The 21,800-nt window shown below is 73.6% G+C and carries 29 protein-coding genes and 1 pseudogene; 22 read left to right on the top strand and 8 right to left on the bottom strand.

Annotation, left to right across the window (positions count from 1 at the left end; genetic code table 11):
* Positions 1–107: 107 nt before the first annotated feature.
* The gene (locus tag GA0115242_RS03845; protein ID WP_093824495.1) at positions 108–1,691 is read right to left on the bottom strand and encodes an alkaline phosphatase D family protein; all 1,584 of its coding nucleotides are present in this window, start codon (positions 1,689–1,691) and stop codon (positions 108–110) included.
* 268 nt (positions 1,692–1,959) lie between these two features.
* Between GA0115242_RS03845 and GA0115242_RS03840 the strand changes: the two genes are divergently transcribed.
* On the top strand, positions 1,960–2,337 hold the full coding sequence (locus tag GA0115242_RS03840; RefSeq protein WP_093824493.1) for a hypothetical protein: 378 nt from the start codon (positions 1,960–1,962) through the stop codon (positions 2,335–2,337).
* 171 nt (positions 2,338–2,508) lie between these two features.
* Here GA0115242_RS03840 and GA0115242_RS03835 read toward each other — a convergent pair whose 3' ends face one another.
* On the bottom strand, positions 2,509–4,005 hold the full coding sequence (locus GA0115242_RS03835; RefSeq protein WP_093824492.1) for a MocR-like pyridoxine biosynthesis transcription factor PdxR: 1,497 nt from the start codon (positions 4,003–4,005) through the stop codon (positions 2,509–2,511).
* Here GA0115242_RS03835 and GA0115242_RS41455 point away from each other — a divergent pair.
* Positions 3,996–4,406: pseudogene (locus GA0115242_RS41455) on the top strand (hypothetical protein); the annotation flags it as partial. The gene GA0115242_RS03835 and the pseudogene GA0115242_RS41455 sit on opposite strands and share 10 nt — an antisense overlap.
* 519 nt (positions 4,407–4,925) lie before the next feature.
* On the opposite strand, the gene GA0115242_RS03825 reads toward GA0115242_RS41455, so the two are convergent.
* Entirely contained in the window at positions 4,926–5,756 is an 831-nt protein-coding gene (locus tag GA0115242_RS03825; RefSeq protein WP_093824488.1) for an alpha/beta fold hydrolase, read from the bottom strand.
* 466 nt (positions 5,757–6,222) lie between these two features.
* On the opposite strand from GA0115242_RS03825, the gene GA0115242_RS03820 reads away from it, so the two are divergent.
* Entirely contained in the window at positions 6,223–6,984 is a 762-nt protein-coding gene (locus GA0115242_RS03820) for a GntR family transcriptional regulator (RefSeq protein WP_093824487.1), read from the top strand.
* Positions 6,985–7,037: 53 nt separating this feature from the next.
* On the opposite strand, the gene GA0115242_RS03815 is transcribed toward GA0115242_RS03820, so the two are convergent.
* From GA0115242_RS03815 to GA0115242_RS03795, 5 genes are all read right to left on the bottom strand, one after another.
* Positions 7,038–8,195: an ROK family transcriptional regulator gene (locus GA0115242_RS03815; RefSeq protein WP_093824485.1), complete on the bottom strand. Its 1,158-nt coding sequence runs from the start codon at positions 8,193–8,195 to the stop codon at positions 7,038–7,040.
* Positions 8,196–8,408: 213 nt separating this feature from the next.
* Complete coding sequence (mug, locus tag GA0115242_RS03810; protein ID WP_093824545.1) at positions 8,409–8,948, bottom strand: G/U mismatch-specific DNA glycosylase; 540 nt, start codon at positions 8,946–8,948, stop codon at positions 8,409–8,411.
* The gene (gene purB / locus GA0115242_RS03805; RefSeq protein ID WP_093824483.1) at positions 8,945–10,387 is read right to left on the bottom strand and encodes an adenylosuccinate lyase; all 1,443 of its coding nucleotides are present in this window, start codon (positions 10,385–10,387) and stop codon (positions 8,945–8,947) included. The genes mug and purB overlap by 4 nt, the downstream gene beginning before the upstream one ends.
* 193 nt (positions 10,388–10,580) lie before the next feature.
* Positions 10,581–11,177 (bottom strand): hypothetical protein, encoded by a 597-nt coding sequence (locus GA0115242_RS03800; protein ID WP_141721492.1) that lies wholly within the window; start codon positions 11,175–11,177, stop codon positions 10,581–10,583.
* Between the two features lie 5 nt (positions 11,178–11,182).
* Positions 11,183–11,683: a transcriptional regulator gene (locus GA0115242_RS03795; protein WP_093824479.1), complete on the bottom strand. Its 501-nt coding sequence runs from the start codon at positions 11,681–11,683 to the stop codon at positions 11,183–11,185.
* A gap of 254 nt (positions 11,684–11,937) precedes the next feature.
* Between GA0115242_RS03795 and GA0115242_RS03790 the strand changes: the two genes are divergently transcribed.
* From GA0115242_RS03790 to GA0115242_RS03700, 19 genes are all read left to right on the top strand, one after another.
* Complete coding sequence (locus GA0115242_RS03790; protein WP_176729736.1) at positions 11,938–12,207, top strand: helix-turn-helix transcriptional regulator; 270 nt, start codon at positions 11,938–11,940, stop codon at positions 12,205–12,207.
* Positions 12,208–12,300: 93 nt separating this feature from the next.
* Positions 12,301–12,909, top strand: coding sequence for an RNA polymerase sigma factor (locus GA0115242_RS03785; RefSeq protein ID WP_093824475.1), 609 nt, complete (start codon positions 12,301–12,303; stop codon positions 12,907–12,909).
* On the top strand, positions 12,906–13,895 hold the full coding sequence (locus GA0115242_RS03780) for a BN159_2729 family protein (RefSeq protein ID WP_093824473.1): 990 nt from the start codon (positions 12,906–12,908) through the stop codon (positions 13,893–13,895). Before GA0115242_RS03785 ends, GA0115242_RS03780 begins: the two co-directional genes overlap by 4 nt.
* Complete coding sequence (locus tag GA0115242_RS03775) at positions 13,892–14,497, top strand: hypothetical protein (RefSeq protein ID WP_093824471.1); 606 nt, start codon at positions 13,892–13,894, stop codon at positions 14,495–14,497. Before GA0115242_RS03780 ends, GA0115242_RS03775 begins: the two co-directional genes overlap by 4 nt.
* Complete coding sequence (locus tag GA0115242_RS03770; protein ID WP_093824469.1) at positions 14,494–14,880, top strand: hypothetical protein; 387 nt, start codon at positions 14,494–14,496, stop codon at positions 14,878–14,880. Before GA0115242_RS03775 ends, GA0115242_RS03770 begins: the two co-directional genes overlap by 4 nt.
* Positions 14,881–15,513: 633 nt before the next feature.
* Positions 15,514–15,750, top strand: coding sequence for a hypothetical protein (locus GA0115242_RS03760; RefSeq protein ID WP_093824465.1), 237 nt, complete (start codon positions 15,514–15,516; stop codon positions 15,748–15,750).
* Positions 15,751–15,755: 5 nt separating this feature from the next.
* Positions 15,756–16,265 (top strand): hypothetical protein, encoded by a 510-nt coding sequence (locus GA0115242_RS03755; protein ID WP_093824463.1) that lies wholly within the window; start codon positions 15,756–15,758, stop codon positions 16,263–16,265.
* Positions 16,265–16,573, top strand: a complete 309-nt coding sequence (locus tag GA0115242_RS03750) for a WhiB family transcriptional regulator (RefSeq protein WP_093824461.1) — start codon at positions 16,265–16,267, stop codon at positions 16,571–16,573. Before GA0115242_RS03755 ends, GA0115242_RS03750 begins: the two co-directional genes overlap by 1 nt.
* Positions 16,570–16,890, top strand: a complete 321-nt coding sequence (locus GA0115242_RS40580; RefSeq protein WP_176729735.1) for a hypothetical protein — start codon at positions 16,570–16,572, stop codon at positions 16,888–16,890. Before GA0115242_RS03750 ends, GA0115242_RS40580 begins: the two co-directional genes overlap by 4 nt.
* Before the next feature lie 76 nt (positions 16,891–16,966).
* The gene (locus GA0115242_RS03740; protein WP_093824459.1) at positions 16,967–17,980 is read left to right on the top strand and encodes a zinc finger domain-containing protein; all 1,014 of its coding nucleotides are present in this window, start codon (positions 16,967–16,969) and stop codon (positions 17,978–17,980) included.
* Positions 17,981–17,992: 12 nt separating this feature from the next.
* A complete protein-coding gene (locus tag GA0115242_RS40235) occupies positions 17,993–18,298 on the top strand; it encodes a zinc finger domain-containing protein (protein ID WP_141721490.1) in 306 nt (101 codons plus the stop codon).
* Positions 18,295–18,639: a hypothetical protein gene (locus GA0115242_RS03735; protein WP_237548758.1), complete on the top strand. Its 345-nt coding sequence runs from the start codon at positions 18,295–18,297 to the stop codon at positions 18,637–18,639. The genes GA0115242_RS40235 and GA0115242_RS03735 overlap by 4 nt, the downstream gene beginning before the upstream one ends.
* Positions 18,640–18,650: 11 nt before the next feature.
* Entirely contained in the window at positions 18,651–18,890 is a 240-nt protein-coding gene (locus GA0115242_RS03730) for a hypothetical protein (RefSeq protein WP_093824457.1), read from the top strand.
* Positions 18,887–19,351: a hypothetical protein gene (locus tag GA0115242_RS03725; RefSeq protein ID WP_093824455.1), complete on the top strand. Its 465-nt coding sequence runs from the start codon at positions 18,887–18,889 to the stop codon at positions 19,349–19,351. Before GA0115242_RS03730 ends, GA0115242_RS03725 begins: the two co-directional genes overlap by 4 nt.
* Complete coding sequence (locus tag GA0115242_RS03720) at positions 19,348–19,635, top strand: hypothetical protein (RefSeq protein WP_093824453.1); 288 nt, start codon at positions 19,348–19,350, stop codon at positions 19,633–19,635. The genes GA0115242_RS03725 and GA0115242_RS03720 overlap by 4 nt, the downstream gene beginning before the upstream one ends.
* A 27-nt stretch (positions 19,636–19,662) precedes the next feature.
* A complete protein-coding gene (locus GA0115242_RS40575; RefSeq protein ID WP_093824451.1) occupies positions 19,663–19,959 on the top strand; it encodes a hypothetical protein in 297 nt (98 codons plus the stop codon).
* A gap of 215 nt (positions 19,960–20,174) precedes the next feature.
* Positions 20,175–20,561, top strand: a complete 387-nt coding sequence (locus GA0115242_RS40570; protein ID WP_093824449.1) for a hypothetical protein — start codon at positions 20,175–20,177, stop codon at positions 20,559–20,561.
* Positions 20,558–20,953: a VVA0879 family protein gene (locus GA0115242_RS03705; RefSeq protein WP_093824446.1), complete on the top strand. Its 396-nt coding sequence runs from the start codon at positions 20,558–20,560 to the stop codon at positions 20,951–20,953. The genes GA0115242_RS40570 and GA0115242_RS03705 overlap by 4 nt, the downstream gene beginning before the upstream one ends.
* Complete coding sequence (locus GA0115242_RS03700; protein ID WP_093824444.1) at positions 20,950–21,690, top strand: hypothetical protein; 741 nt, start codon at positions 20,950–20,952, stop codon at positions 21,688–21,690. Before GA0115242_RS03705 ends, GA0115242_RS03700 begins: the two co-directional genes overlap by 4 nt.
* The last annotated feature ends 110 nt before the right edge of the window (positions 21,691–21,800 follow it).

Below are 21,800 nucleotides of genomic sequence, written 5' to 3'. Positions count from 1 at the left end.
CCTGACCTGCGAAGACGCCCTGTCCGGCGCGGAGTTCCGGTGGGCGCGACCCGGCCGCGCACCGGGGGATGACGCCGATGCGCGGCACGGGTCCCAGGGTACGGGAGTCACTGGCCGACGCGGCCCGGCACGAGCACCTTCGTGAACAGGACGGTGCCGTCGTACTCGCGCAGACGGACCGTCAACTCCCCGCTGTGGCCGTCGATCTCGACCTCGCCGAAGAACTGGTAGCCCTCGGCGGGCGAGACGTTCGCGACCGTCGGCGCCTTCACGAAGACCCGGTCGGGGCCGAAGGTGCCGTCCAGTTCGCTGGCCGGGAACGCCCCGGCGTTCAGCGGCCCGGAGACGAACTCCCAGAACGGCGCGAAGTCCTTGAACGCGGCCCGCGACGGGTCGTAGTGCTGGGCCGAGGTGTGGTGCACGTCGGCGGTCAGCCACACCGTGCCGGTGATCCGCCGGTGCTTGATGTACCGCAGCAGCTCCGCGATCTGCAGCTCGCGGCCGAGCGGCGCCCCCGGGTCGCCCTGCGCGACGGCCTCGAAGTGGGGCTCGCCCTCGACCCCGTCGGGCACCACGAGCCCCAGCGGCATGTCCGCGGCGATGACCTTCCACACCGCGCGCGACCGGGACAGCTCCCGCTTGAGCCACTCCAGTTGGGCGCGGCCGAGGATGCCCTGCGGGTCCGTCGTCTGGTCGTCGGTGGAGTTCGCGTTGCGGTACGTGCGCATGTCGAGCACGAACACGTCGAGCAGCGGCCCGTGGTGGACGACCCGGTGGATCCGGCCGTCCGCGCGGCCGCCCAGGGTGGAGATCGGGAAGTACTCGGAGAACGCGCGCCGGGCGCGCGCCGCCAGGTCGTCGAGCCGGGTGCCCGCCGGGTACGGGGTTCCGGAGTCGATGACCTCGCCCGGGTACCAGTTGTTGCGGACCTCGTGGTCGTCCCACTGGATGATGCTCGGCACGCGTGCGTTGAAGCGCCGCAGCGGTCCGTCCAGCAGGTTGTAGCGGAAGTTGCCGCGGAAGTCGTCCAGGGTGAGGGCGACGTGCGCCTTCTCCTCGGTGGTGACGCTGCGGTACACGCCGCCGCCGGGGAGCGCGGCGGTCGCCTGGATCGGGCCGTCGGCGTAGATGTTGTCGCCGCTGCACAGGAAGAAGTCCGGGTCCACCGCGGCCATGGCGTCGTAGATCCGGTAGCCGCCGATCGCCTCGTTGATGCCCCAGCCCTGCCCGGCCAGGTCGCCCGACCAGACGAACCTGACGCCCTGCCGGCGTTTCACGGACGCGGTGCGGAACGTGCCGGTCACCGGCTCGCCGGTGCGGCGCGGGTCGTCCGGGTCGGCCAGCAGCACCCGGTAGTGGATCTGCTCGCCCGCGGGCAGCCCGCGCAGCCGGGTGGTGCCGGTGAAGTCCGTACCGGGGCCGAGCAGCGGGCCGCGCAGACGGCGCGGGTTGCGGAACGAATCCGTCGCGGACGTCTCGACGATCATCCGGGCGGGCCGGTCGGAGCGCACCCAGACCAGCCCCGAGTCGGTGGTCACGTCGCCCGTCTGCACGCCCCAGGCGGCGCCGGGCCGTCCCGACCTGGCGAACGCCGGTGCCGCGGCGAGGGCGGTGGGCAGGGACAGGGCCGCCGACGCGGCGAGGGAGCCGCGCAGCACACTGCGGCGGCCGGGGAGCGGACGGTCTGACATGGGGGTGCCTCCAGGACGTGGTCCGGCGGATGTGCGATCCCACACCTACGCGTGCGCCGCAGCGCCCGTGGAAACCACAAGTGAACAACCGGGCGGCGTGTCCAGGGAACCGGCACGCGCGCGAGGCGCCCCCGCGGACGCACGTTCCGGGCCAAGCTCCCTGACGCCCCGTCGGCCCCGATCACCGCCGACGCCCCGGCCGACCGCGGGCGCGGAGCGGGACGGCTCGCGGGACGGGCGTGCGCGGAACGGCTGGTATTACTGGGGCATGCAGGAAGAGATGGCACGCTCCGCGATCGACACGTTCGTCTCCGCGTTCAACGCCTCGGACGACAACTATGTGACGTCCTTGCTCTCCCAGGCGCTGACCTCGGACGTGGTCTTCTGGGGGCCGCTGGGCCGCAGCGAGGGGATCGCGGAGGTCGAACGGTTCGTGCTGGACATCCGGCGCCACCCGGCGGGCACCGGCACCATGGTGCGCTGCTCGGCGGTGGACATGCCCGACGAGTGGGCCCGCTACCAGTGGGTCTTCACCACACCGGACGGAGGCCCCCGCCTCGCCGGGACGGACGTCGTCCACCTGCGGCGGAGCCTCATCGACCAGATCATCGTCTTCGCGGGCGAGATCGGACCGCAGGCCTCCTAGGGCGTGTCTGACCATTCCCGTCTGCCTCGCGGCGCCCTGCACGCACTCCCGCCGCACCGGGCGCAGACCCGAGTACGCCCAGTACGAGGGCCTGCGCCCGGCACGCCGAGAGCACGCACCTGACCCCGCGAGGCCGCCCTCCGGGCAACGACGCGCATGGTCAGACACGCCCTAGGACGTTCCGCCGCCGACCGCCTCGGCCATCAGCCGCACGCCCTCCCTGATCCGCGTCGGCGGCAGGTGCGCGTACCCCAGCACCAGCCGGGGCCCGGCGTCCTCACCTCCTCCCGGCTCGCCCCGTCCCGCCGTCCGCTCCCGTGCCGCACGCGCGTGCGTGTACTCCGCCAGGGAGCGCACCGCGACGCCCGCAACGCGCACGCGCGCGAGGAACCGCTCCTGGGGCCCGTACCGCCGCGGAAGGGTGACGACGGCGTGCAGTCCCGCCGCGATCCCGGACACCTCCGCGCCGGGGAAGTACGTCGCCAGGGCCTCCGTCAGCACGCCCCGGCGCTCCCGGTACGCGCGCTGGCAGCGGCGGAGCTGGCGGTCGTGGTCGCCGCGCTCCAGGAACCGCGCGAACAGGGCCTGGTCCAGGGCGGGATGGCCGAGGTCGAGGGTCCGCTTCCGCTCGACGACGGACTCCGCGAGCGCGGGCGGCACCAGCAGCCACCCCAGACGCAGCCCCGGCGCGAGGGACTTGCTGACCGACCCGGTGTAGGCCACCCGGTCCGGATCGAGCCCGTGCAGCGCGCCCACCGGTGCCCTGTCGTAGCGGAAGTCGCCGTCGTAGTCGTCCTCGACGACGTAACCGTCCACCGCCCGCGCCCAGTCGAGGAGTTCGGCGCGGCGGCGCGCGGAGTACGCGATGCCGGTGGGGAACTGGTGCGAGGGCGTCGTCACCACCGCGCGCACCCCGGACGCGCGCAGCGCGGCCAGGGACAGCCCCTCGTCGTCCAGGGGCAGCGGCACCGCGCGCACCCCCGCCGCCGCGTACAGGGCGTCGTGCTGCGGGCTGCCGGGGTCCTCCACGCCGACGGCGGACCACCCGCGCGCGTGCAGCGCGAGCCCGAGCAGGGTCATCGCCTGCGCCACCCCGGAGACCACCACGATCCGCTCCGGGTCCGCGACCACGCCCCGCCGCCTGGTCAGCAGCTCCGCCAGCGCGGAACGCAGCCGGGGCAGTCCGCGCGGGTCGGGATAGCCCAGGTCGTGGTGGGGGAGCCCGGCGAGCACGGCGCGGTGCGCGGCGGTCCAGGCCGCGCGCGGGAAGAGCGCGAGGTCGGGCGAGCCGGGGACGAAGTCCACCACCGCGCCCTGCGGCCGGGGCGCGAGGTCACGCGCGGGTGCCGACGCGGCCCGCACGGCACCGGCCACCCAGGTGCCCGCGCCCCGGCCGCTGCGCAGGTAGCCCTCCGCCGTCAACTGCTCGTACGCCTCGGTCACCAGGCCCCGCGACACGCCGAGGTCGGCGGCCAGCTCGCGGCTGGCGGGCAGCCGGGTACCGGGACCGAGCCGCCCCGACCGCACCGCCTCCCGCAGCGCGGCCCGCAACGACCGGCCACGCGCGCGTGCGGGAGCGGCGACCGCGGGCAGCAGCAGCTCCCAGGCGGGTGAGGGGACGTCCCGCGCCGCCCGTTCCCCGCCCCGATCGGTCCCCGATGACGTCATGGAAGTGGACCTTAAACCGGACCGCCCGGGTGCCTAGCGTCGCCGTCATGAACGCCACCACCGTCCGCGGCTCCCTGCTCGCCGGTTCCGCCTGCGTCCTCGTCGGCGGGTCCTTCACCGCCAACAGCGTCCTCGGCGCCTACCCGTACGCGGGGGGCCAGTTCGTCCGCTACGGACTGGCCTGCCTGCTGCTCCTCCCGCTCGCCGGACGGGGCTCGGCCGCCCTCCTGCGCGCGCTCACGTTCCGGCAGTGGGCCAGGCTCGGGCTGCTCGCGGCCGTCGGCACGGTCGGCTTCAACCTGGCGGTCATCGCCGCCGAGCGCACCGCGGAACCGGCCGTTCCCGGCGTCCTGGTGGGCTGCGCGCCGGTCGTCGTGGCGGTGCTCGTGCCGCTCCTGGCGGGACGCGGACCCCGGCGGGCCGTCGTGTACGGCGCGTCCCTGGTGGCCGCGGGCGCCCTCACCACGCAGGGATGGGGGCGGACCGACGCCGCAGGCGTCGCCTTCTCGCTCTGCGCGCTGGCGGGCGAGGTCGGGTTCGCCGTCCTGGCGGTGCCGCTGCTGCGGCCCCTGGGCCCCCGGCTGCTGTCCGCGACGGTGTGCGCGCTGGCCGCCGCCGGATCCGCGGCGGCCGGGGCGCTGCTCGACGGACCGGCCTGGCTGCGCCGGCCCGACGCGGTGGAGACGGCGGCGCTGCTGTGGCAGTCCGTCGTCGTCACCGTCGTCGGATTCGTCTGCTGGTACACCGGGATGCGGCTCATCGGCGTCGAGCGCGCGACGCTCTTCTCCGGCCTCGTCCCGGTGGCCGCCGCCGCGACCGCCCCGCTGGTCGGGACGGGCTCCTACGGGGCCGCCCAGGCCGTGGGCAGCGCCCTCGTCGGCGCGGGGGTCGCCGTCGGCTCCGGGGTGACGCGGCGCCGGTCAGCGGCTGCCGTCGAGGATGACGCGGGCGACCAGCGCGGGGTCGTCGTTCATCGGGCAGTGCCCGCAGCCGGGGAGCCGCACGAGCCGGGCGCGGGGGATGATCCGCTTGGCGCGCACCCCCTGACGGCGCGGCAGGAGCACGTCCCGGGTGCCCCAGGCGACGGTGACGGGCACCGCCGGGACGTCGTCGGTGAAGCGCACGGTGGCGCCCGCCCTGAGGGTGTCATCGAAGCCGGGGGCGCCCGCGAGGGCGAGCGTCTCGGCGACCACGGCCTCGGGTGAACGGCGGCCGGGGCGCGCGTAGACGGTGCTGGTGAGCGCGGTGCGGCCGACGGCCGTGCGGGACAGCCGCTCGACCAGCGGCAGCGGCAGCCTGCGGGCGATGTGCCGCATGGTGAGCAGCACCCCGAAGGCGTAGCGGCGTTCCCCCGGGGACCAGAACCCGGCGGGGGAGAAGACGGTGACGGACCGTACGAGCTGCGCGCGGCCCAGCTCCAGGGCGATCAGACCGCCGAGGGAGTTGCCGACCGCGTGCGGCCGGTCGAGGCCGAGCGCCGCGCAGAGCGCGCCGAAGACGCGGGACGTGGTGGCCAGGTCGTGGCCGAGGCCGTCCGGCAGGGCGGCGGAGGCGCCGAAGCCAGGCAGGTCCACGCTGATCACCTCGCGTTCGGTGGCGAGGATGTCCACCACCGGGTCCCAGGCCTGCCGGTGGTGGCCGATGCCGTGCAGCAGGAGCAGCGGCGCGCCGCGCCCCACGCGCGCGTAGGAGACGGTCACGGGGCGCGGGCCGCCCGGGGTGGGGACATCGAACGTGACGGTCGCGGACATGGGGCTGCTCCTCGTCTGGGACTCGTTGAACCGGGACGCGCTGAACCGGGTGCCGGGCCCGGCCGGACGGACGGCCGGGGCCGTGCCGCGCCGGGGACCTGGAGTAGACACCTTGTCAGCAATTGCTACCGACGGGTAGCCCCCCCGGGGTCCTGATCGTCCGGGTCCTGATCGTCCGGGCCGCGGTGCTCCGGCCGTCCGGGCCCCGGTGCCCGATCCTCCGGAGTCGCCGGGCCCGTCGCGCGCCCCGTTCCGCGACGGGAGCTTTGCCGCGATGTCACGAATCCCGCACCGCGCGAACGCCCTGTGAACGCTGCGCGGCGCGGCGCGTATGCGTTGTCCCAGGGATCGAGGATTGGTCTTGACCAAGGGTGGGGGCCGCCCTATGGTCGCAGATAAGTGCAACAACCTTTAATAAACAAGGGCGCTTAAACGCCGCCGGACCACAGCGATCGCGGAGGACAGGGTGGGGACCACGCAGCTGGAAGCGGTACCGGAACCGAAGTACTGGCATCTCAGGACCGTGCTGACCGAGGCGCTCGACTCCGAGTTCGCCGTGGGCGAGATCCTGCCCAACGAGCGTGACCTGGCAGCCCGGTTCGGCGTCGCGCGCGCCACGCTCAGGCAGGCCCTCGAACAGCTCGAACTGGAAGGCAGGCTCCAGCGCAGGCGCGGCGTGGGGACGACCGTGGCGCCGCCCCGGGTGGGCGTCGCCGTCGGCACCGAGCAGCACGCCTGGCCGGGCGCCACGGGTGATGTCTGGCAGGCCGTCGACTGCGTGCTCGCGGTGCCGCCCGCGTCCGTCGCCGCCGTGCTGGAGAGCGCCGCCGACGCGCCCGTCCTGACGGTCCGCAGGTCCCGGGTCTCGCACGGCCAGCCCGTCGCCGCGGAGCTGCTGTACGTGCCCGAGGCGTCGGTGGCCGACCTGTCCGGCATCGACGCGCCCTCCGGCGCCGCCCGCGCGCGTGCCGTGCTGCGCGAGCTGCAGCGGCTGGAGCTGGAGAGCCAGGACAGCGCCGTCGAACTGGGCTCGGCGCGGGCCGACGACGCGAAGGAGCTGGACCGGCTGCCGGGGGCGCCCGTCCTCGTCGTCACCACGCGCTTCCTCGCCGACGGCCGCACGGCCGCCCTCTCCGTCGCGACCTACCGCGCCGACACCTGCCGGCTGACCTTCGGCGACGCGGGCGGCGTGGAGATCCACCAGGACCCGGAGCGCGCCGCCTCCTGATCACCCGTACGGAGCAAGGCCGGTGCCCCGGGATCCCCGGGGCGCCGTCGCCGTCAGCGGCGCGCGGTCACCGTGCCCTCGACCGCGAACAACTGCTCCTCCACGTGGTCCAGGGCCAGGCGCAGCGCGCCCGTCGCCACGGCGGCCTCGCCGAGCAGGGACAGCGTCACCTTCGGCGGACGCAGGCAGTAGCGCGCCAGCTCGCGGCGCAGCGGCTCCAGGGCGTCGTCGAGCCCGGCCGCCCAGCCGCCGATCACCACCAGCTCGGGGTCGAGGGCGAGCGCCAGCGCGGCCACGTCGTGGATCAGCCGCTGGATGAAGCGCTCCACGGCCGCCCGCGCCTCCTCGTCGCCCTCGCGGGCCTGCGCGAAGACCGCGGCGACGGCGCGTTCGTCCAGCGGGTGCAGCGGCTCGCTCGTGGTGGACAGCAGCGTCTCCGGCGTCACCCCCCGGCCCAGCAGGTGCAGCGCGCCGATCTCCCCGGCCGCCCCGCCGAAGCCCCGGTGCAGCCGCCCGCCGATCAGCGAACCGGCCCCGGGACTGAGCCCGGCCAGGACGAACACCACGTCGTCGGAGTCGGTAGCCGACCCCTTCCAGTGCTCGGCGACGGCCGCCGCGTTGGCGTCGTTCTCGACCAGCACCGGGCACTTGAACGACCGGCTCAGCCGCTCGCCCAGCGGCAGCCCCGTCCACCCGGGCAGCGCGGTGCCCAGCCGCACGGTGCCGTCCGCCTCGACGATCCCGGGCGTCGCGACGCCCACCGCGCGCAGCGAGCCCCGGGCCACCCCGGCCCGGCGCAGCAGCTCGGCGACGGTGGTGCGCAGCCGCTCCAGCCGCTCGTCGGCCGACGCCGTCTCGTCGACGTCCTTGGCCTGTGCGCCCAGCACCCGGCCGTCCAGGTCGGCGAGGAGCGCGGCGACGCGGTGCGGGCCGATCTCCAGGCCCAGCAGGTGTCCGGCCTCGGCCCGGAACCGGAAGCGGCGGGCCGGTCGCCCCTGCCGCCGCGCGGCCCCCTCCTCCGCCGCCGTCTCCACGACGAGACCGGCCTCGATCAGGCCCTCGACGACCCCCTCGACGGTGGGCCGGGACAGACCCGTCAGCCGGGTGATCTCGGTGAGTGTGGCGCAGTCCGCGGCACGCAGCGCGTGCAGCACCACCGCGGAGTTGATCCTTCGCAGCAGCGAGGGATCCCCGCCGGTCAGCCGCCCCAACGTCCCGTCCTCCCAGCTCGTGCGCGTGTGGGGCGGATCGTACTCGGCGCGGCGGACCCGGGCGAGTGCCGGGGCGGACCCGCCGTCACCACCGGCCGGACCGAACGGCGTTCGATCCGCCGACCGGTCCTGAACGGCCTGCCGAGGGGCCCGCGCGGGCCCCTCGGTCCGTGTCCGGACGCCCAGGAGTACGCCCGCCTGCGCGACCCGCGGTCAGGTCCGGGCGCGCAGGCGGGCGTACTCCTCGGCCATCGTGGCGGCCGTCCAGTGGGCGTTGAGGCCGCTGGGATTGGGCAGCACCCACACGCGCGTGGTGCCGAACACGCGGTCCTGCGGGCCGACGGCGGCCCCGCGGTCGGCGAAGGCGGCCCGGTACGCGGTGACGCCGACGACGGCCAGCCAGTCGGGGCGCAGCCGGGTCACCTTGTCGGCCAGCAGCCGCCCGCCCTCGCGGTACTCCTCGGCGGTCAGCTCGTCCGCGCGCGCCGTGGCCCGCGCGACGACGTTGGTGATGCCGAGCCCGTACGTGAGCAGTTCGCCCTGTTCGGCGGGTGCCAGCCGCCGGGGCGTGAAGCCGGAGAGGTGCAGCACCGGCCAGAAGCGGTTGCCGGGGCGGGCGAAGTGGTGGCCCGTCGCCGCCGTCATGAGGCCGGGGTTGATGCCGCAGAACAGGACGCGGAGGCCGTCCGCGACGACGTCCGGGACGAGACGGTCGCGGGCGGCCTCCAGGTCGTCGCGGGTGAGGCGGGTCAGAGGATCGCCCCGGGGGTGTACCCGGCGGCCTGCGGGTGCCGCTCGGCGATCTCCGCGATCCGCGCGACGACCACGCCGACCTGGTCGGCGGCGGCGCCGGTGAAGGACAGCTTGTCGGCCATCAGCGCGTCGAGCTGGGCGCGGTCGAGCGGGATGCGCTCGTCGGCGGCCAGCCTGTCGAGGAGTTCGTTGCGCTCGGCGCCCTGCTCGCGCATGGCCAGCGCGGTCGCGACGGCGTTCTCCTTGATGGCCTCGTGCGCGACCTCGCGGCCGACCCCGGCCCGCACCGCGCCCATGAGGACCTTGGTGGTCGCCAGGAACGGCAGGTAGCGGTCGAGTTCGCGGGCGACGACGGCGGGGAAGGCGCCGAACTCGTCGAGGACCGTCAGGAACGTCTCCAGGAGGCCGTCGAGGGCGAAGAACGCGTCCGGCAGCGCGACCCGGCGCACCACCGAGCAGGACACGTCGCCCTCGTTCCACTGGTCGCCCGCCAGCTCGCCGGTCATCGACGCGTAGCCGCGCAGGATCACCGTCAGGCCGTTGACGCGCTCGCAGGAGCGGGTGTTCATCTTGTGCGGCATCGCCGAGGAGCCGACCTGGCCGGGCTTGAAGCCCTCGGTGACCAGCTCGTGCCCGGCCATCAGCCGGATCGTCTTCGCCAGCGAGGACGGCGCCGCCGCGACCTGCACCAGCGCGGTGACGACCTCGTAGTCGAGCGAGCGCGGGTACACCTGGCCGACCGAGGTGAACGCCTGCGAGAAGCCCAGGTGCCCGGCGATCCGGTCCTCCAGGTCGGCGAGCTTCGCCGCGTCCCCGCCGAGCAGGTCCAGCATGTCCTGGGCGGTGCCCACCGGACCCTTGATGCCGCGCAGCGGGTAGCGGCCGAGCAGCTCCTCCACGCGCGCGTGGGCGACGAGGAGTTCGTCGGCGGCGGTCGCGAAGCGCTTGCCGAGGGTGGTGGCCTGCGCGGCGACGTTGTGCGAGCGTCCGGCCATGACCAGCTCGCCGTACTCGCCCGCGAGCCTGCCCAGGCGCACCAGGACGGCCACCGCGCGGTCGCGCACCAATTCGAGCGAGAGCCGGACCTGGAGCTGTTCGACGTTCTCGGTGAGGTCGCGCGAGGTCATGCCCTTGTGGACGTGCTCGTGCCCGGCGAGGTCGTTGAACTCCTCGATCCGCGCCTTCACGTCGTGCCGGGTGACCTTCTCGCGCTCCGCGATGGACGCCAGGTCGACGGTGTCCAGGACGCGCTCGTAGTCGGCGATCGCCGCGTCCGGCACCTCGATGCCCAGGTCCTTCTGGGCGCGCAGCACGGCGAGCCAGAGCTGCCGCTCCAGCCTCACCTTCTGCTCGGGCGACCAGAGCGTGGCGAGCTCGGCGGAGGCGTAGCGTCCGGCGAGGACGTTCGGGATGCGGGGCTTGGCGGGCGCAGAAGTCACGTGGACGGAGTCTAGGTCATGTCCTCACGTGCCCAAACGTGCCCGTTCAATCCTCGGTCTGCACCCTCCGGTCCCGGGGGCCTGTGAGAGTTCGTGAGATGCCTTGAGGGCGGCAACCGTCCTCAAGGCGACGGCCTGGAGGCCCGACGAACGGTCTCCAGGCCACTGCTGCCGACGATGTTGGCGGATCGATTCACCTGTGCTCACGGCCATGATGGGCGAACAGAACGGCCACTTCGGCCGACGGCCCAGCCTGCTCGCTCTCACACGCTGCTGTGGTGGCGCCGCCCGCCACAGCCTGCAGGCTGCCGTAGGCGCGCCCGGTGAACTGTTCGGAGGCCATCGTCAGCTCCTGGGCGATGAGCCGGTTGCGCTCGTCGTTCACCTCGTCCATCTCCGCCTGCAGACTCGCCACCTGCTCCCGCAGCCGGCGGTTCTCCTCCCGTGCCTCGTCGAGCGCGTAGTCGCGACTGCCCATCAAGAGCCGGAGCGTCACCTGTGACCGCTTCAGTGCCTGCTCGCGGCCCGCGACGGCGCTCTCGCGGCGCTGCATCTCCAGCTCGAGTTCACGGCGCTGGTCGGCGACCTCGCCGAGTTCCCTACGGTTGCGCTGCGCGAACCGGGCGAGCGCGTGCTGGACGACGGCAGCGAGCATGGCCGTGGCGCCGACGGCGAGTAATCCGGTTCCGATGGCCGCGGTCTCCCACGTGTGCGTGAAGACTCCGTCGGCGATCAGGATCCCCCCGGCCGTGCAGGTGAGCACGGAGCTCCCGGCCAGTCTGTAGCCCACGATCATTACCCCCTTGCTGTGGCCCCCCGGTCGGCGTCGTCGACCTGTCGCTGTAGGCCGCGTGCCTGCTCAATGCTCCCGGAGAGCATGGTGCGAATTTTGGGATCAGTGATCCCCCAGGCGTCCATCGCCTCGTCCGGGGTGGGTGGCGTTGAGGCTACCGCTCTCGTTGATCGCTCCGCGCCCGGTTCGGGTGGAATGAGGCCGGATTCTCGCAGGAGCTGCTGGTGATCCAGCCCGAGCACCGATGCCCAGGTTGTGAGCTGTGAAGGGAGAGGGAGGGTTTTGCCCTCCAGGGTGCGGCTGACCGTCGTGATGCTGACGCCCAGCTTCCCCGCAAGTTGCGCTCGGCCGCCGGCCCTCTGCCGGACGTCGAAGCCCGCCGCGCTGGCGGCGTGGGTGAGGTAGTCGCCAACGCGGCGTGCGAGGGCCTGCCGTTCCTCGCGGGCGGCTGGGCCGCCGACGGCGCCGATGGCGCCGGTGGGGGGATCTTCCATACTCCGCATTTCGCGAGAGTAGCGCGCACGTGCGCAACTTGCACTGCACTCTCACGCGTGAGAGTTCGCAGGTCAGTGGCTGGTTTTTCGTTTGCGCAGGCAGGGGCTGCCCGCATGTCCGGATGCGTGCCCCGAAAAAATCTCCAGGCAATGTGGCGATGCAACTTGCGTACGCGTGAGTTAGTTGCTTGACTCTCATCCATGCAAGTTAGTTGCATGCGTGAGAGTCCCGGAGGGGGACCCCTGAAATGCTCTGCGTCGACATGGACAAGGTCTTGAAGAGGGCCAGGTCAAAGGGCATCGAGACCATTCCTGACCTTGCCGTGCAGACCGGTCTCAGCGAACCGACGCTCTACCGGCTGGCCAACGGCAACGAGCCGAGCCTGCCGACGGTCTGGCGGATCGCACGGCTCCTCGGAGCCCGGATTGAGTCGATCCTTCTGGAAGTCCCGACCGTGCCCGGCGCGGAAGCCGACGGCGCTCCGCACCAGCGCAAGCGCCCCGCAGCCCGGCGGCAGCGCACCTCCGCCTGAGAACGAGGGCTGCCCCGCGGCCGGGCCATGGCCATCGGAGCAGCCCGATTCGTCCCAGCCCACAGTTCATCTGCTCATGAACAGGAGTAGGCCTTGATCACTGAGGCTAACGTCGCGCCACCGTGCGACGACACGAGAGAACCGGCCCTTGTCGCCCGGGCGCAGCAAGGCGACGCGGACGCGTACGGCGAGCTGTACCGGATGCACCACGCTGCGGTCACCGCCTTCGCCAAGCGCCTGCTCGGTGAGAACTGGCAGAGGGCCGGGGACATCACCGCCGAGACGTTCGTGCGAGGACTCCGGCGCCTGCACACCTTCACGTGGACCGGCAAGTCGATCCTGTCCTGGTTCTACACGATCGCCCGAAGGATCATCGCCGACCACTTCAAGGCCTGGCCCACCCAGAAGCTCCGGTTCGTCGCCGACATGCGGGACCTGGATTCGCTCTGGGCCGACACCCCGCCGCTCGACCACGGGCTCATGGCCGCCGAGACGTCGACGGCCTTGCGGACTGCGCTGACCCACCTCACGCAGACCCAGCGGCAGGTGCTCATCTGCCGCTACCTCAACGAGATGTCGGTCGGTGAGACCGCATCCCTGCTGGGGATGACCCCGGGTGCCGTGAAGACCTGCGTGTACCGGGCGCTGCGCACCCTCCAGCACAACCACCAGCTCCGCAACGCGTACTTGGAGGCGGCGTGACGAACATTCCCTCCTCTGCCCTGATCGAGCAGGAACTCCGCGAGCGCCTGGGCGCCTTGGCCGCCGCTTTCGTCGCCGACCTTGAGGCCCAGGGCCGAATCGTCGGCCCCGGCGGCGCCATCGCCCTCGAGCAACTGCGCACCCACGTCGAGGCACGGAAGAACCTGCCCCCGACGTTCCAGCTCGCAGTCGACACGATCATCGACGACTGCGGCTACCCCCGCGATGCGGCCGTCCGAGTCGTCACCGCGCTACAGCGCAAGAGGCTGCTCTGCGACGACGGCGAGCCCGAGTCGCAGCACGCGTTCCCCAGCCCCTCGCCGGACACATCGCCGGTCCGCGGCGCACGGGTCGTCCAGATCGGCCGCCCCCGCCCGCCCTTCACCGCCGTCCCGATCACCCCGGTCGCAGCGACGCCGGTGGACCGGCCCGCCGCCTGGACGGCCGCGCAGGCGCGCGCGGTCACCCTGGCCAGCCGCCTCCGAGAGCAGCACGGCGAGCAGGCCGGAGTAACGGAGATCAGTCCGGACCGCGAGCGCGTCGGAGTCGCCATCAGGGCCGCCTCGCTGGACGACTGGACGTACTGGCTGACGGCGATCGGGGCACCGCTCGAACTGCGGACCTGGACCGCCGGGTACGCCCAGATGGCTCTCGGCTCGATCGACGGCGTGGAGACCCGGCTCGTCGCGCACGACGTCCCACGCCTGCTGCGGGACGCCGAACTGGCCGCTGGCGAACCGTACTTCCTCTGGGGCCGGATGTACGACCTCTCCCGAGGACAGCTCGACAGCCGCGGCATCACCTGGCTCTACCTCGGCCAGCGCCAGGAGAACGGCATGCCCCTCCTCACGGTGCGCGGCGGCGCCAGCGCGCTGTACCCCCTGACCTCGATCGTGGTGGCGCACGGCCACCTGACCCCCGTCGACGCGGCCCGGACGGCACCGGCCGCCGAGCAGCCGGCCGCGCCCGCTGGCGGTGAGGAATGAACATCGTCCGGGACCTCTACCTGGGGTGGACACGACTCGCCCACAACGAGCCCTGCGAGGAACGGCTGTGGGAGGAGGGCCTGCGGTTCGACCTCGGGCGCCGCGGCCGCCTCTCCGACGCGCCCCACGGGTGCGAGAGCGAGGAGTGCACCCACGCGACCCGCTTCCCGCGCACCACCATCCGGTTCGTGTGCCGGGGATGCGGCGCCGTCCACGTTTTCACCAGCGAGAACGTCGGGACCCAGACCACCACCACCGCTCAGTACGGCTACGGCCACCCGGCCCGGCGACACCTCGACGTGTGGCTGTGGCCCGGCGAGCTCACGCTGCCGGGGATGCGGTCCGAGCCGCGGGAGTGGTTCGTCACGCGGACGCCCACGCCGCCCGTCTGCGTGGAGGACGTCGCCGGGACCATCACACGGCACTGGGACCCCCTGCAGACGAGCCCCTGGCAGGCGCGCGCCGTCGCGGACCCGAAGGGCCAGCACCTCGACGGAGAGATGCGCTGGGCCCGGGCCCGCAACCTCATGGCCTCGCTCGACCAGGCCGCTTCCTGGGTCGACGCCCAGTACAAGCCCCAGAGGGTCGAGGTGAAGGTATGACCGGGATCGTCGAGGCCGCGCGCGCTGCCTGGTACGCCCACGAGGCCCGGACACCCGACTGGGACGCCGCCGAGTTCGCCCGTACCCGCGACGAGTTCGTCCAGGCCGCCGCCGAGCACGCCGAAGACGTACTTGGCGCGCCCGCCGCGACGCTCACCTGGAGCTACACGCCGAGCTCCCGGCTCCCGGAGTCCGTGGAGCAGGCGACCGCCCTCCTCGAGGACGACGACCGCCTCCAGTACCGCGTCGACCACAGCCAGGGCGGCTGCGTCTACTTCGAGCTGGTGAGGGCCTGCGCGAAGTGCGCGCGCACCCAGGTTGACCCAGTGGACGGCATGGTCACGCTCGGGCGCCTGCTCGCCGAGAAGGGTGAGGCCGCGTGAGCCGCCCGAGCCTCGGCGAGGGCAGCCCGGGCCAGCAGGCGGCCCACCGGGCTTTCACCCAGGGGCTCGTCGGCCCGGGCCGCCCTGACGCCCACACCACCGTCATTGCCCCCTGCGCGAACCCGCTGTGCGCGACACCCGCAATCGGCGCTGCCCCGGCCGAAGGCATGGTCCGCGTCACGGGCAGCAGGGACGGCGCACGAACTCACTGGTACTGCGACGGGCGCTGCGCGGCGATCGGGCACGCCCGTGCCGAACTCCGCGCAATCCCCGTGCGCGGGAAGGGACCACGCTGATGGCCAAGATTTTTCCCGACCTCGCCGTACTGAGACTGAGCGGGACGGTCGCTGCCCCCCGAAAGGCACCCGCCGCCGAGCGGCTCAGCCCGGGGACGCCTTCCGCGGCAGAGCGACAGGCCCGGCTCATCACCTGGATCGCGAAGATCGGACGCCCCGTCAGCCTCTCCGGCGTCCGTCGGATCTACCTCTGCTGGGGATGGAAGGGGCTCTCCGAGAGGACGGTCCGAAACGACCTGGCCGACCTTCAGTGCGCGGGGCGTCTGGCGCCTGACGACTCCGGCGCCGGGTGCCGCCGGTATCGGCACGTCTCCGTTCCCCAGGGCGGTGGTGGTCGGTGACCTGGCTCTACGTAGCGCTCGCCTCGGCCGCCCTCGCTGTCGGTGTTGGCAGGGCCCTGCACGCTCTGGCCCGCGACGCTGCAGGCGGCATGCGCGGCGAGGAGAGCGCCCGGGGCTACGAGCCGGGAGCGGCCGCGGACCGCGACGCCGAGGTGGAGGCCGCCGTGCACCGCCACCCCGCCTCCCGCCCCCGCACGCGGGTGTTCCTGCCCGGTCCACGACGCGAGAGGTGACCGCCATGACGTCGCACCGACGCCCCCACCCCAAGGAACCCCAGATCCTGCACGCCCTCAGTGACGGGCGCACCAACGAGGAGATCGCGCGGCAGCTCCACGTCGGAACGGCGACCGCGGCCCGGATCCGCGCGGAGCACGCGTACCCGCCCGCGCGCCCGCGCCTCACCCCGCAGGAGAAGTTCACCCGCGACACCGTGCTCTTGCCCGGCGGCCACATGGTGTGGACCGGCGAGCGCACGCAGGACTGCGCGCCGGTCATCACCTACCGGGGGCAGAAGCTGTCGGTCCGGCCCATCGCCTACGCCATGGAGAACGGGCGCCCCCCGGTCGGCAACGTCAAGTCCGCCTGCGCCTACCCGTGGTGCGTCGCGCCCGAGTGCCAGGCCGACGCCGAGGACCGGCAGGCCCTGCGCGCTAAGAAGGAAAAGGAAGCGGACGTGCCCGACGAGGTACCGACGCTGGATACGGCACGGCAACTGGACGAGGCGTTCCTCCGGCTGGAGGCGTGCTGATGCCGGTCATGGACGTCCTGACCACCATCGGGGGACAGGCATGGGCGGCCGACGCCGCCTGCGGCCGGGGCAGCAGCGTCCCGCACGACGCGTTCTTCGCCAGGGGGCTCGCGGACATCGCCGCGGTGAAGCGGTACTGCACCTCCCGCTGTCCCGTGCAGGAGGAGTGCCTCGAGGACGCCATGCGGATGGAGGAGAGCCACCGCGAGCGGTTCGGGGTGCGCGGCGGGATGAGCGCGAGAGCCCGCAGGCAGCTCGCCGCACAACGCCGCAAGGCCGCCGAGGCGGAGCTGGAGGAAGAGGAGTGACCGCTCCGGACAGTCAGCATCCACGGCCGCCGGTGTGCGGGCACTGGATAGGCGCCGAGCGCCGCCACTGCCTAGCCCGCCAGGATCTGCGCGAGTACCTGAGCGGCCTGCGCTGCCCCCGGCATACCCCGGCCAAGCTGGCGAACGCGCCCGAGCCCGTGCCCGGCGCCGGTCTCCCGGCCGGCGCCTGGACGACGCCGTCGCCGCAGTCCGCGTCCGCGGTGTTCGACGAGGCCGCTATCCGGTCCGGGAAGCGCCGCTCGAGCCCGCACGTCTACCGGGCCGCCCTCGACGCCCAACGCCCCCAGCGCGAGTGACCGGCCCAACCCCCTTGTCCCGCCGCCGCTAGATCGGAGCCACCGTGCCCCACGCAGCCACCAGGAGCGTCCTCTCGTGAACACCGGCGAGCAGGCCCCCATGACGGCGTGGATGAACCGCATGCGGGACGAAGCCCTGCGGATGCGCCGCCCCGACGTCTCGAAGATCGTTCACGTCGGGTGGGCCATCGCGTCCTACATCGGGCCTGATGGCACCGCCGAGTGCCCGCTGCCGACGATCGCCGCGATCGTCGGCAGCGACCCCGAGACCGTCACCCGGGCCAAGAAGGTCCTGAAGGCCGTCGGGGCGCTGACGGAGCGGCGCCGCCCCAACCTCCCCTCCGTGTACGTGCTCGCCGACGTCGCCGACAGGCTGGAGTGGGAGGAGCACCTTCACCTGTACGTGGACACCAGGCAGGAGCGGCGGAAGAAGGCGGCCAAGGAGAAGTCGATCGCGGCGGCAGTGGCCGCCCTGGACGAAGAACCGAGAGCGGCCACCGCGCCGGGATCCGAGCCGGCCGTTCCGGCCCCCGCGGATCCCGGCGCGGGCCCCGCGCCTACCGCGTCCGAGCAGGAGGAGGGAGCGGCACTCACCCTCGTGCCCGCGGTCCGCCGCCCCGACCGCGCGAGCAGGGTGTCCGCTCCGACCCAGCCGCCCCTGCTGCTCTCCGTACCGGGACAGCAAGCGGCGACGGACGCCGACCTCCGCCAGGCGCTCGAGACCCAGGGCGTACCCGCGGCGATGCGGCTCTACGGACGCGGCCCCGTTCTCCAGGCGCTCGCCGACAGCCTCGCCACCATTCCCCCGACAGCCGGCCCGGCCCCGGCCGAGTGGGCGGTGCCGTGCCCCGAGTGCCAGGCCTCCGTCGACGCCCCGTGCGTCAGCGGCGCCGGTCGCCGTGGCGCCGTGCACGAAGCCCGGCTCGAGGTATGGGACACCGCCACCGTCCCCTGCCCGAGTTGCCCGGCCCGGCCCGGCGACCCCTGCACCGGCCCGGGCGGCACCCGGCGCCACGGCATCCACCCTCAGCGAGCCGCCCTCGGCGCCCGAACGCGCACCGCCACCGACCACACCAGCACAGGAACCTGACAGGACACGGAGATGGCTTCACGAGCCGAACGACGGCACCCCGAGACCGAGCAGACGTGCGACTGGGAACCCTGCCGCGCTGCACCCGGCAGCCCGTGCACCAACCGCCGCGGCGACGTACGCCCGAGACCGCACCCCGGCCGCAAGGACGCCTGGATCCGGGCGCACTTCACCTGCCCGGACTGCACCGCCCCCGCCGCGCACTACTGCACGGCGAACGGCGCCCCGGTCGCCCAGGGCGTCTGCACCGGGCGGGCACGCGCTGCCGAGGCCGCGTACGCGCAGGCCATCGAGGCAGCCTCTCGGGACGTGCGATGACCAGCCGCTGCCCCGACTGCGGGCTCCCCGTGCTGGTGACCCGGACCCTGCCGGGCAAGACCACCGCCGGCGGGAAGCGCCTCGCGGTCAACCCGGACCCGGACCCGGCTGGCAACACCGGGGTGCGCCGAGACGGGACCGGGGCGGTCGTGTCCCGCCGGGTGACCGAGCAGCAGCCCCTCATGGGCTACGAGCGCCTCCACATGCCCCACGCGGCTACGTGCGAGGCCCAGCAGCCCCAACTGCCCCTCGACACAAGCAAGGCCAGCCCTACCCCCAGGCAGAAGCCGCTGCCCGAAGGCGTGATCCGCCTCTCCGACTACCGCCAGCGCCGCACCTGATGGAGAACCCCATGCTCGGCCTCACCACCACCAAGCGCCTCCGCGCCACCGAGGCTCTACTTCAACGCGCCTACGTAGCAGCGGAGTTCGACCGCGTCCGCCTTCAGGCGTCACACCGGCGCGAACGTCAACTCCACCGAGGCCTCGCACACGCCCTGCACCTGCTCGCTGGCGCCGCCCGCGAGCGCACCCAGGCACAGACCGCCCTGCGCTCCCTGCAGCCCCTCCTGCCCGTGCGGAGGGCCCGGTGACCGACACCCGCGCCCGCATGGCGGTCCTGGTGCGCGCCGACGTCGCCGCGCACATCCGGGCAGGCCGCCTGGACGACGACATCCGCCGGCTTCTCCGCGTCACCACCGCCACGATCCGGGACGTCCGCCGTCAGAGCGGCGTGGGCCACCGGCTCGCCCGCGGATTCCGGCCCCGCTCGCTCGAGGAGGCCTTCTGGGGATCGGTGAGGCACCTGCCCGACGGACACCTCCTCTGGGTCGGCGATGTCACCGCCGACGGCCACCCCTACGTCCAGGTCGGCAAGCACCTGCGGTCCGCCCGGCTGACCGCCTACCGCCTCGCGCACGGCCGGGCGCCCCACGGGCCCGTCCTGCCGTGGTGCGGGCTCGGCCTGTGTGTCGACCGCGAGCACCTCCTCGACCGTCACGCCCGCGACGTCCTCGCGGTCGCCCTCACCGCCCTGTACGGAGACACCCCGTGAGCACCGCCTCCTGTGCCGTCCCACCGCACCCGGTCCCGGCCGCCGGGGCGCGCATCACCGCCGCCGACGCCGTCCACGTGCTCCAGCACTTCGGACACTCCACCCCCGGGCCCGACCGGCGCGCGACGTTCCGGGGCCGGTTGACCGCTCTCGTCGCCGAGGCCGATCACGCCAACCGGATGGCCCTCGCCACCGGTTACCCGGGCCTGGTCGCCGCCGTGCAGCTCGCCCGCACCAGCCCCACCGGAATTTCCACCCTCCGCACCATCGCCCACCTCCACTAACCCGCCCCCGCGACGAACGGAGCCACCGTGTACCCCGACTACGACGCCCCGCGCCTCACCGGCCCCTACCTCGACCTCCACACCGAGCGCGAGGCGCAGAAGGGCCGCCTCGGCGCCGAGCACCACAACCTCGAGGAGTGGGCGCTCGCTCTCACCGAGCACACCGGCGGAATCGCGACCGCCGTGCTCACCGCCGGCCGCGACACCGACAACCCGGTCGCGTGCCTCGCGAACGTCCGCGAGGAGACCGTCGCCGCCGGCGCCGCCATCGTCGCGTTCCTGGAGCACCTCGACACCCTGCACACGGAACCGACCTCAGCGTGACTGCAGACCTCCGGTGCGCGGACTGCAAGCACCGCCTGCTGAGGCCGAGCCCCGACGGGCTCGGCCCCCGCTGCCGGGCCCCCGCCCGCGAAGAAGTCCCCTCCCAGGCCCTCAGCGCCCGCAGCTCCCAGCGCACCGGCTCCCGCGCCCGCCCCGCAGACCGAAGCACCCGCAGTGCAGCCCGACGACCTCCTCCTCTTCTGAAAGACGACCCCATGCCCGACCGCATCACCCAGCCGCACCTCATCCTGGCCGCCCTGGACGAGGCCACCCGCTACCCCGACAAGCCGGCCCACCGCAACCAGGTGCGCTCCGACGGAGGCGGGGAAGCCCGCACCGTCGCCCGCAACCTGATGAGCGACTGCCACCAGGACGACCACCGCCCCGTCGACGTCGTCACCTCCATGGACCGCGCCCTCCGCGTGTGGCTCCAGCGCGGCCCCACCACCTCGCTCGGCGAACCCGACTACGAGATCGGCTACGCCCTCGTGCAGAAGACGATCCGGCGCCTCCTCGACGGCGACCCCAAGACCATCCAGCGCCTCCTCGAGGCCGCCCGGTACCGCGCCGTCCGCTTCCACGACGAGGCGGCGCAGCGATGAGCACCGCGCACCGCACCCTCAGCCAGGCCGCGCTCGTCGCCGAGGCCACCGAGCGGTTCGGCACCGACCCGCTCGCATGGGCGTTCGTCTGCCCCTCGTGCGGCGACGTCGCCACCGGCGCGGACTTCCAGCAGGCGCTGGCCGACGCCCCCCGAGCCAACCGCTCCGGTGAGGAAGTCCTCGCCTCGGACGTCCTCGGCCAGGAGTGCATCGGCCGCACCCTCGGCGCGCTCGGGCGCGCGCCGTACAGCGGGCGCGGCTGCGATTGGGCCGCTTACGGCCTCATCGGCGGCCCCTGGAGCATCCAGCTCCCGAACGGCCGGACCGTGCACTCCTTCGCCCTCGCGCCGGCCCCCGCCACCATCGCGCCCGTCTCGGAGGGAAACCGATGAACAGTCGTCGTCTGCCCCACGACCGGTACATCACCGCGGTGGTCGACGCCCTGGCCGCCGCCGGTCTCGGGCCGACCAGTGCCGAGACGTCCGACTCCGAGACCAACCGGTACGAGACCGGCCCCGACGCCGGATGCATCACCCAGCTCCAGTCCCTGCTCACCTGGGACGTCGACGCCCCGGGACTGAACGAGAGCAAACACAGGACCGGGTTTGTCCTGCTTTGGGAGCACCCGGTCGAGCAGTGGCAGTGGGCGCCTTGCAAGAAGCCCGAGGCGCGGAAACGGCAGCCGGAGCCGCTCCCGCTGCACCGATGGGCCGACCCGGCGGCCGTCGTGGACGTCGTCCGGGTCCTCCTGGCCGGTCTGCCGGTGCCGGCCGGTGGCGACCCGCGGCTCTGGCTGCACTTCGTGGCCGCGAGTGAAGCCGTCACCGCCTGGGCCTCCACCAAGAACTCACCGCAGGAAGGAACACCCGTGACCACACCCATCGGCGAGGCACTGAGGCAAGCAGCCGACCGAGCCACCGCCTGCTGGACACCCGAACCGTCGGGTCCCGGAATCTGCTCACTCCTCAGCGAGGCCGCGCGGGAGGGGCGACTCGATGAGGTCGATCTCTGGGATGCCGTAGTCACCCATCTCGGCGAGGAACTCACCGTCCCGTGGGAGCGGGCCCCTGGCCGTACCCGCACGAATGTGGCGGCGATGCTCCGGGCCGCCGCTGCGGGGGTCGAGTGACCGCGCACCTCTGCCCCGCCTGCTGCGCACGGCCCGCGGCGTGACCCGGTTCCACCCCCGCCAGTCCGGCGCCCAGAACGGCCGCCCGCTGCTGTTGGAGCCAGCGGCGG

It is taken from the genome of Streptomyces sp. SolWspMP-5a-2, assembly GCF_900091845.1.
GTDB classification, from domain to species: domain Bacteria; phylum Actinomycetota; class Actinomycetes; order Streptomycetales; family Streptomycetaceae; genus Streptomyces; species Streptomyces doudnae.
The sequence above is the reverse complement of the archived record's forward strand: the minus strand, read 5'-3'. Positions and strand labels throughout refer to the sequence as shown.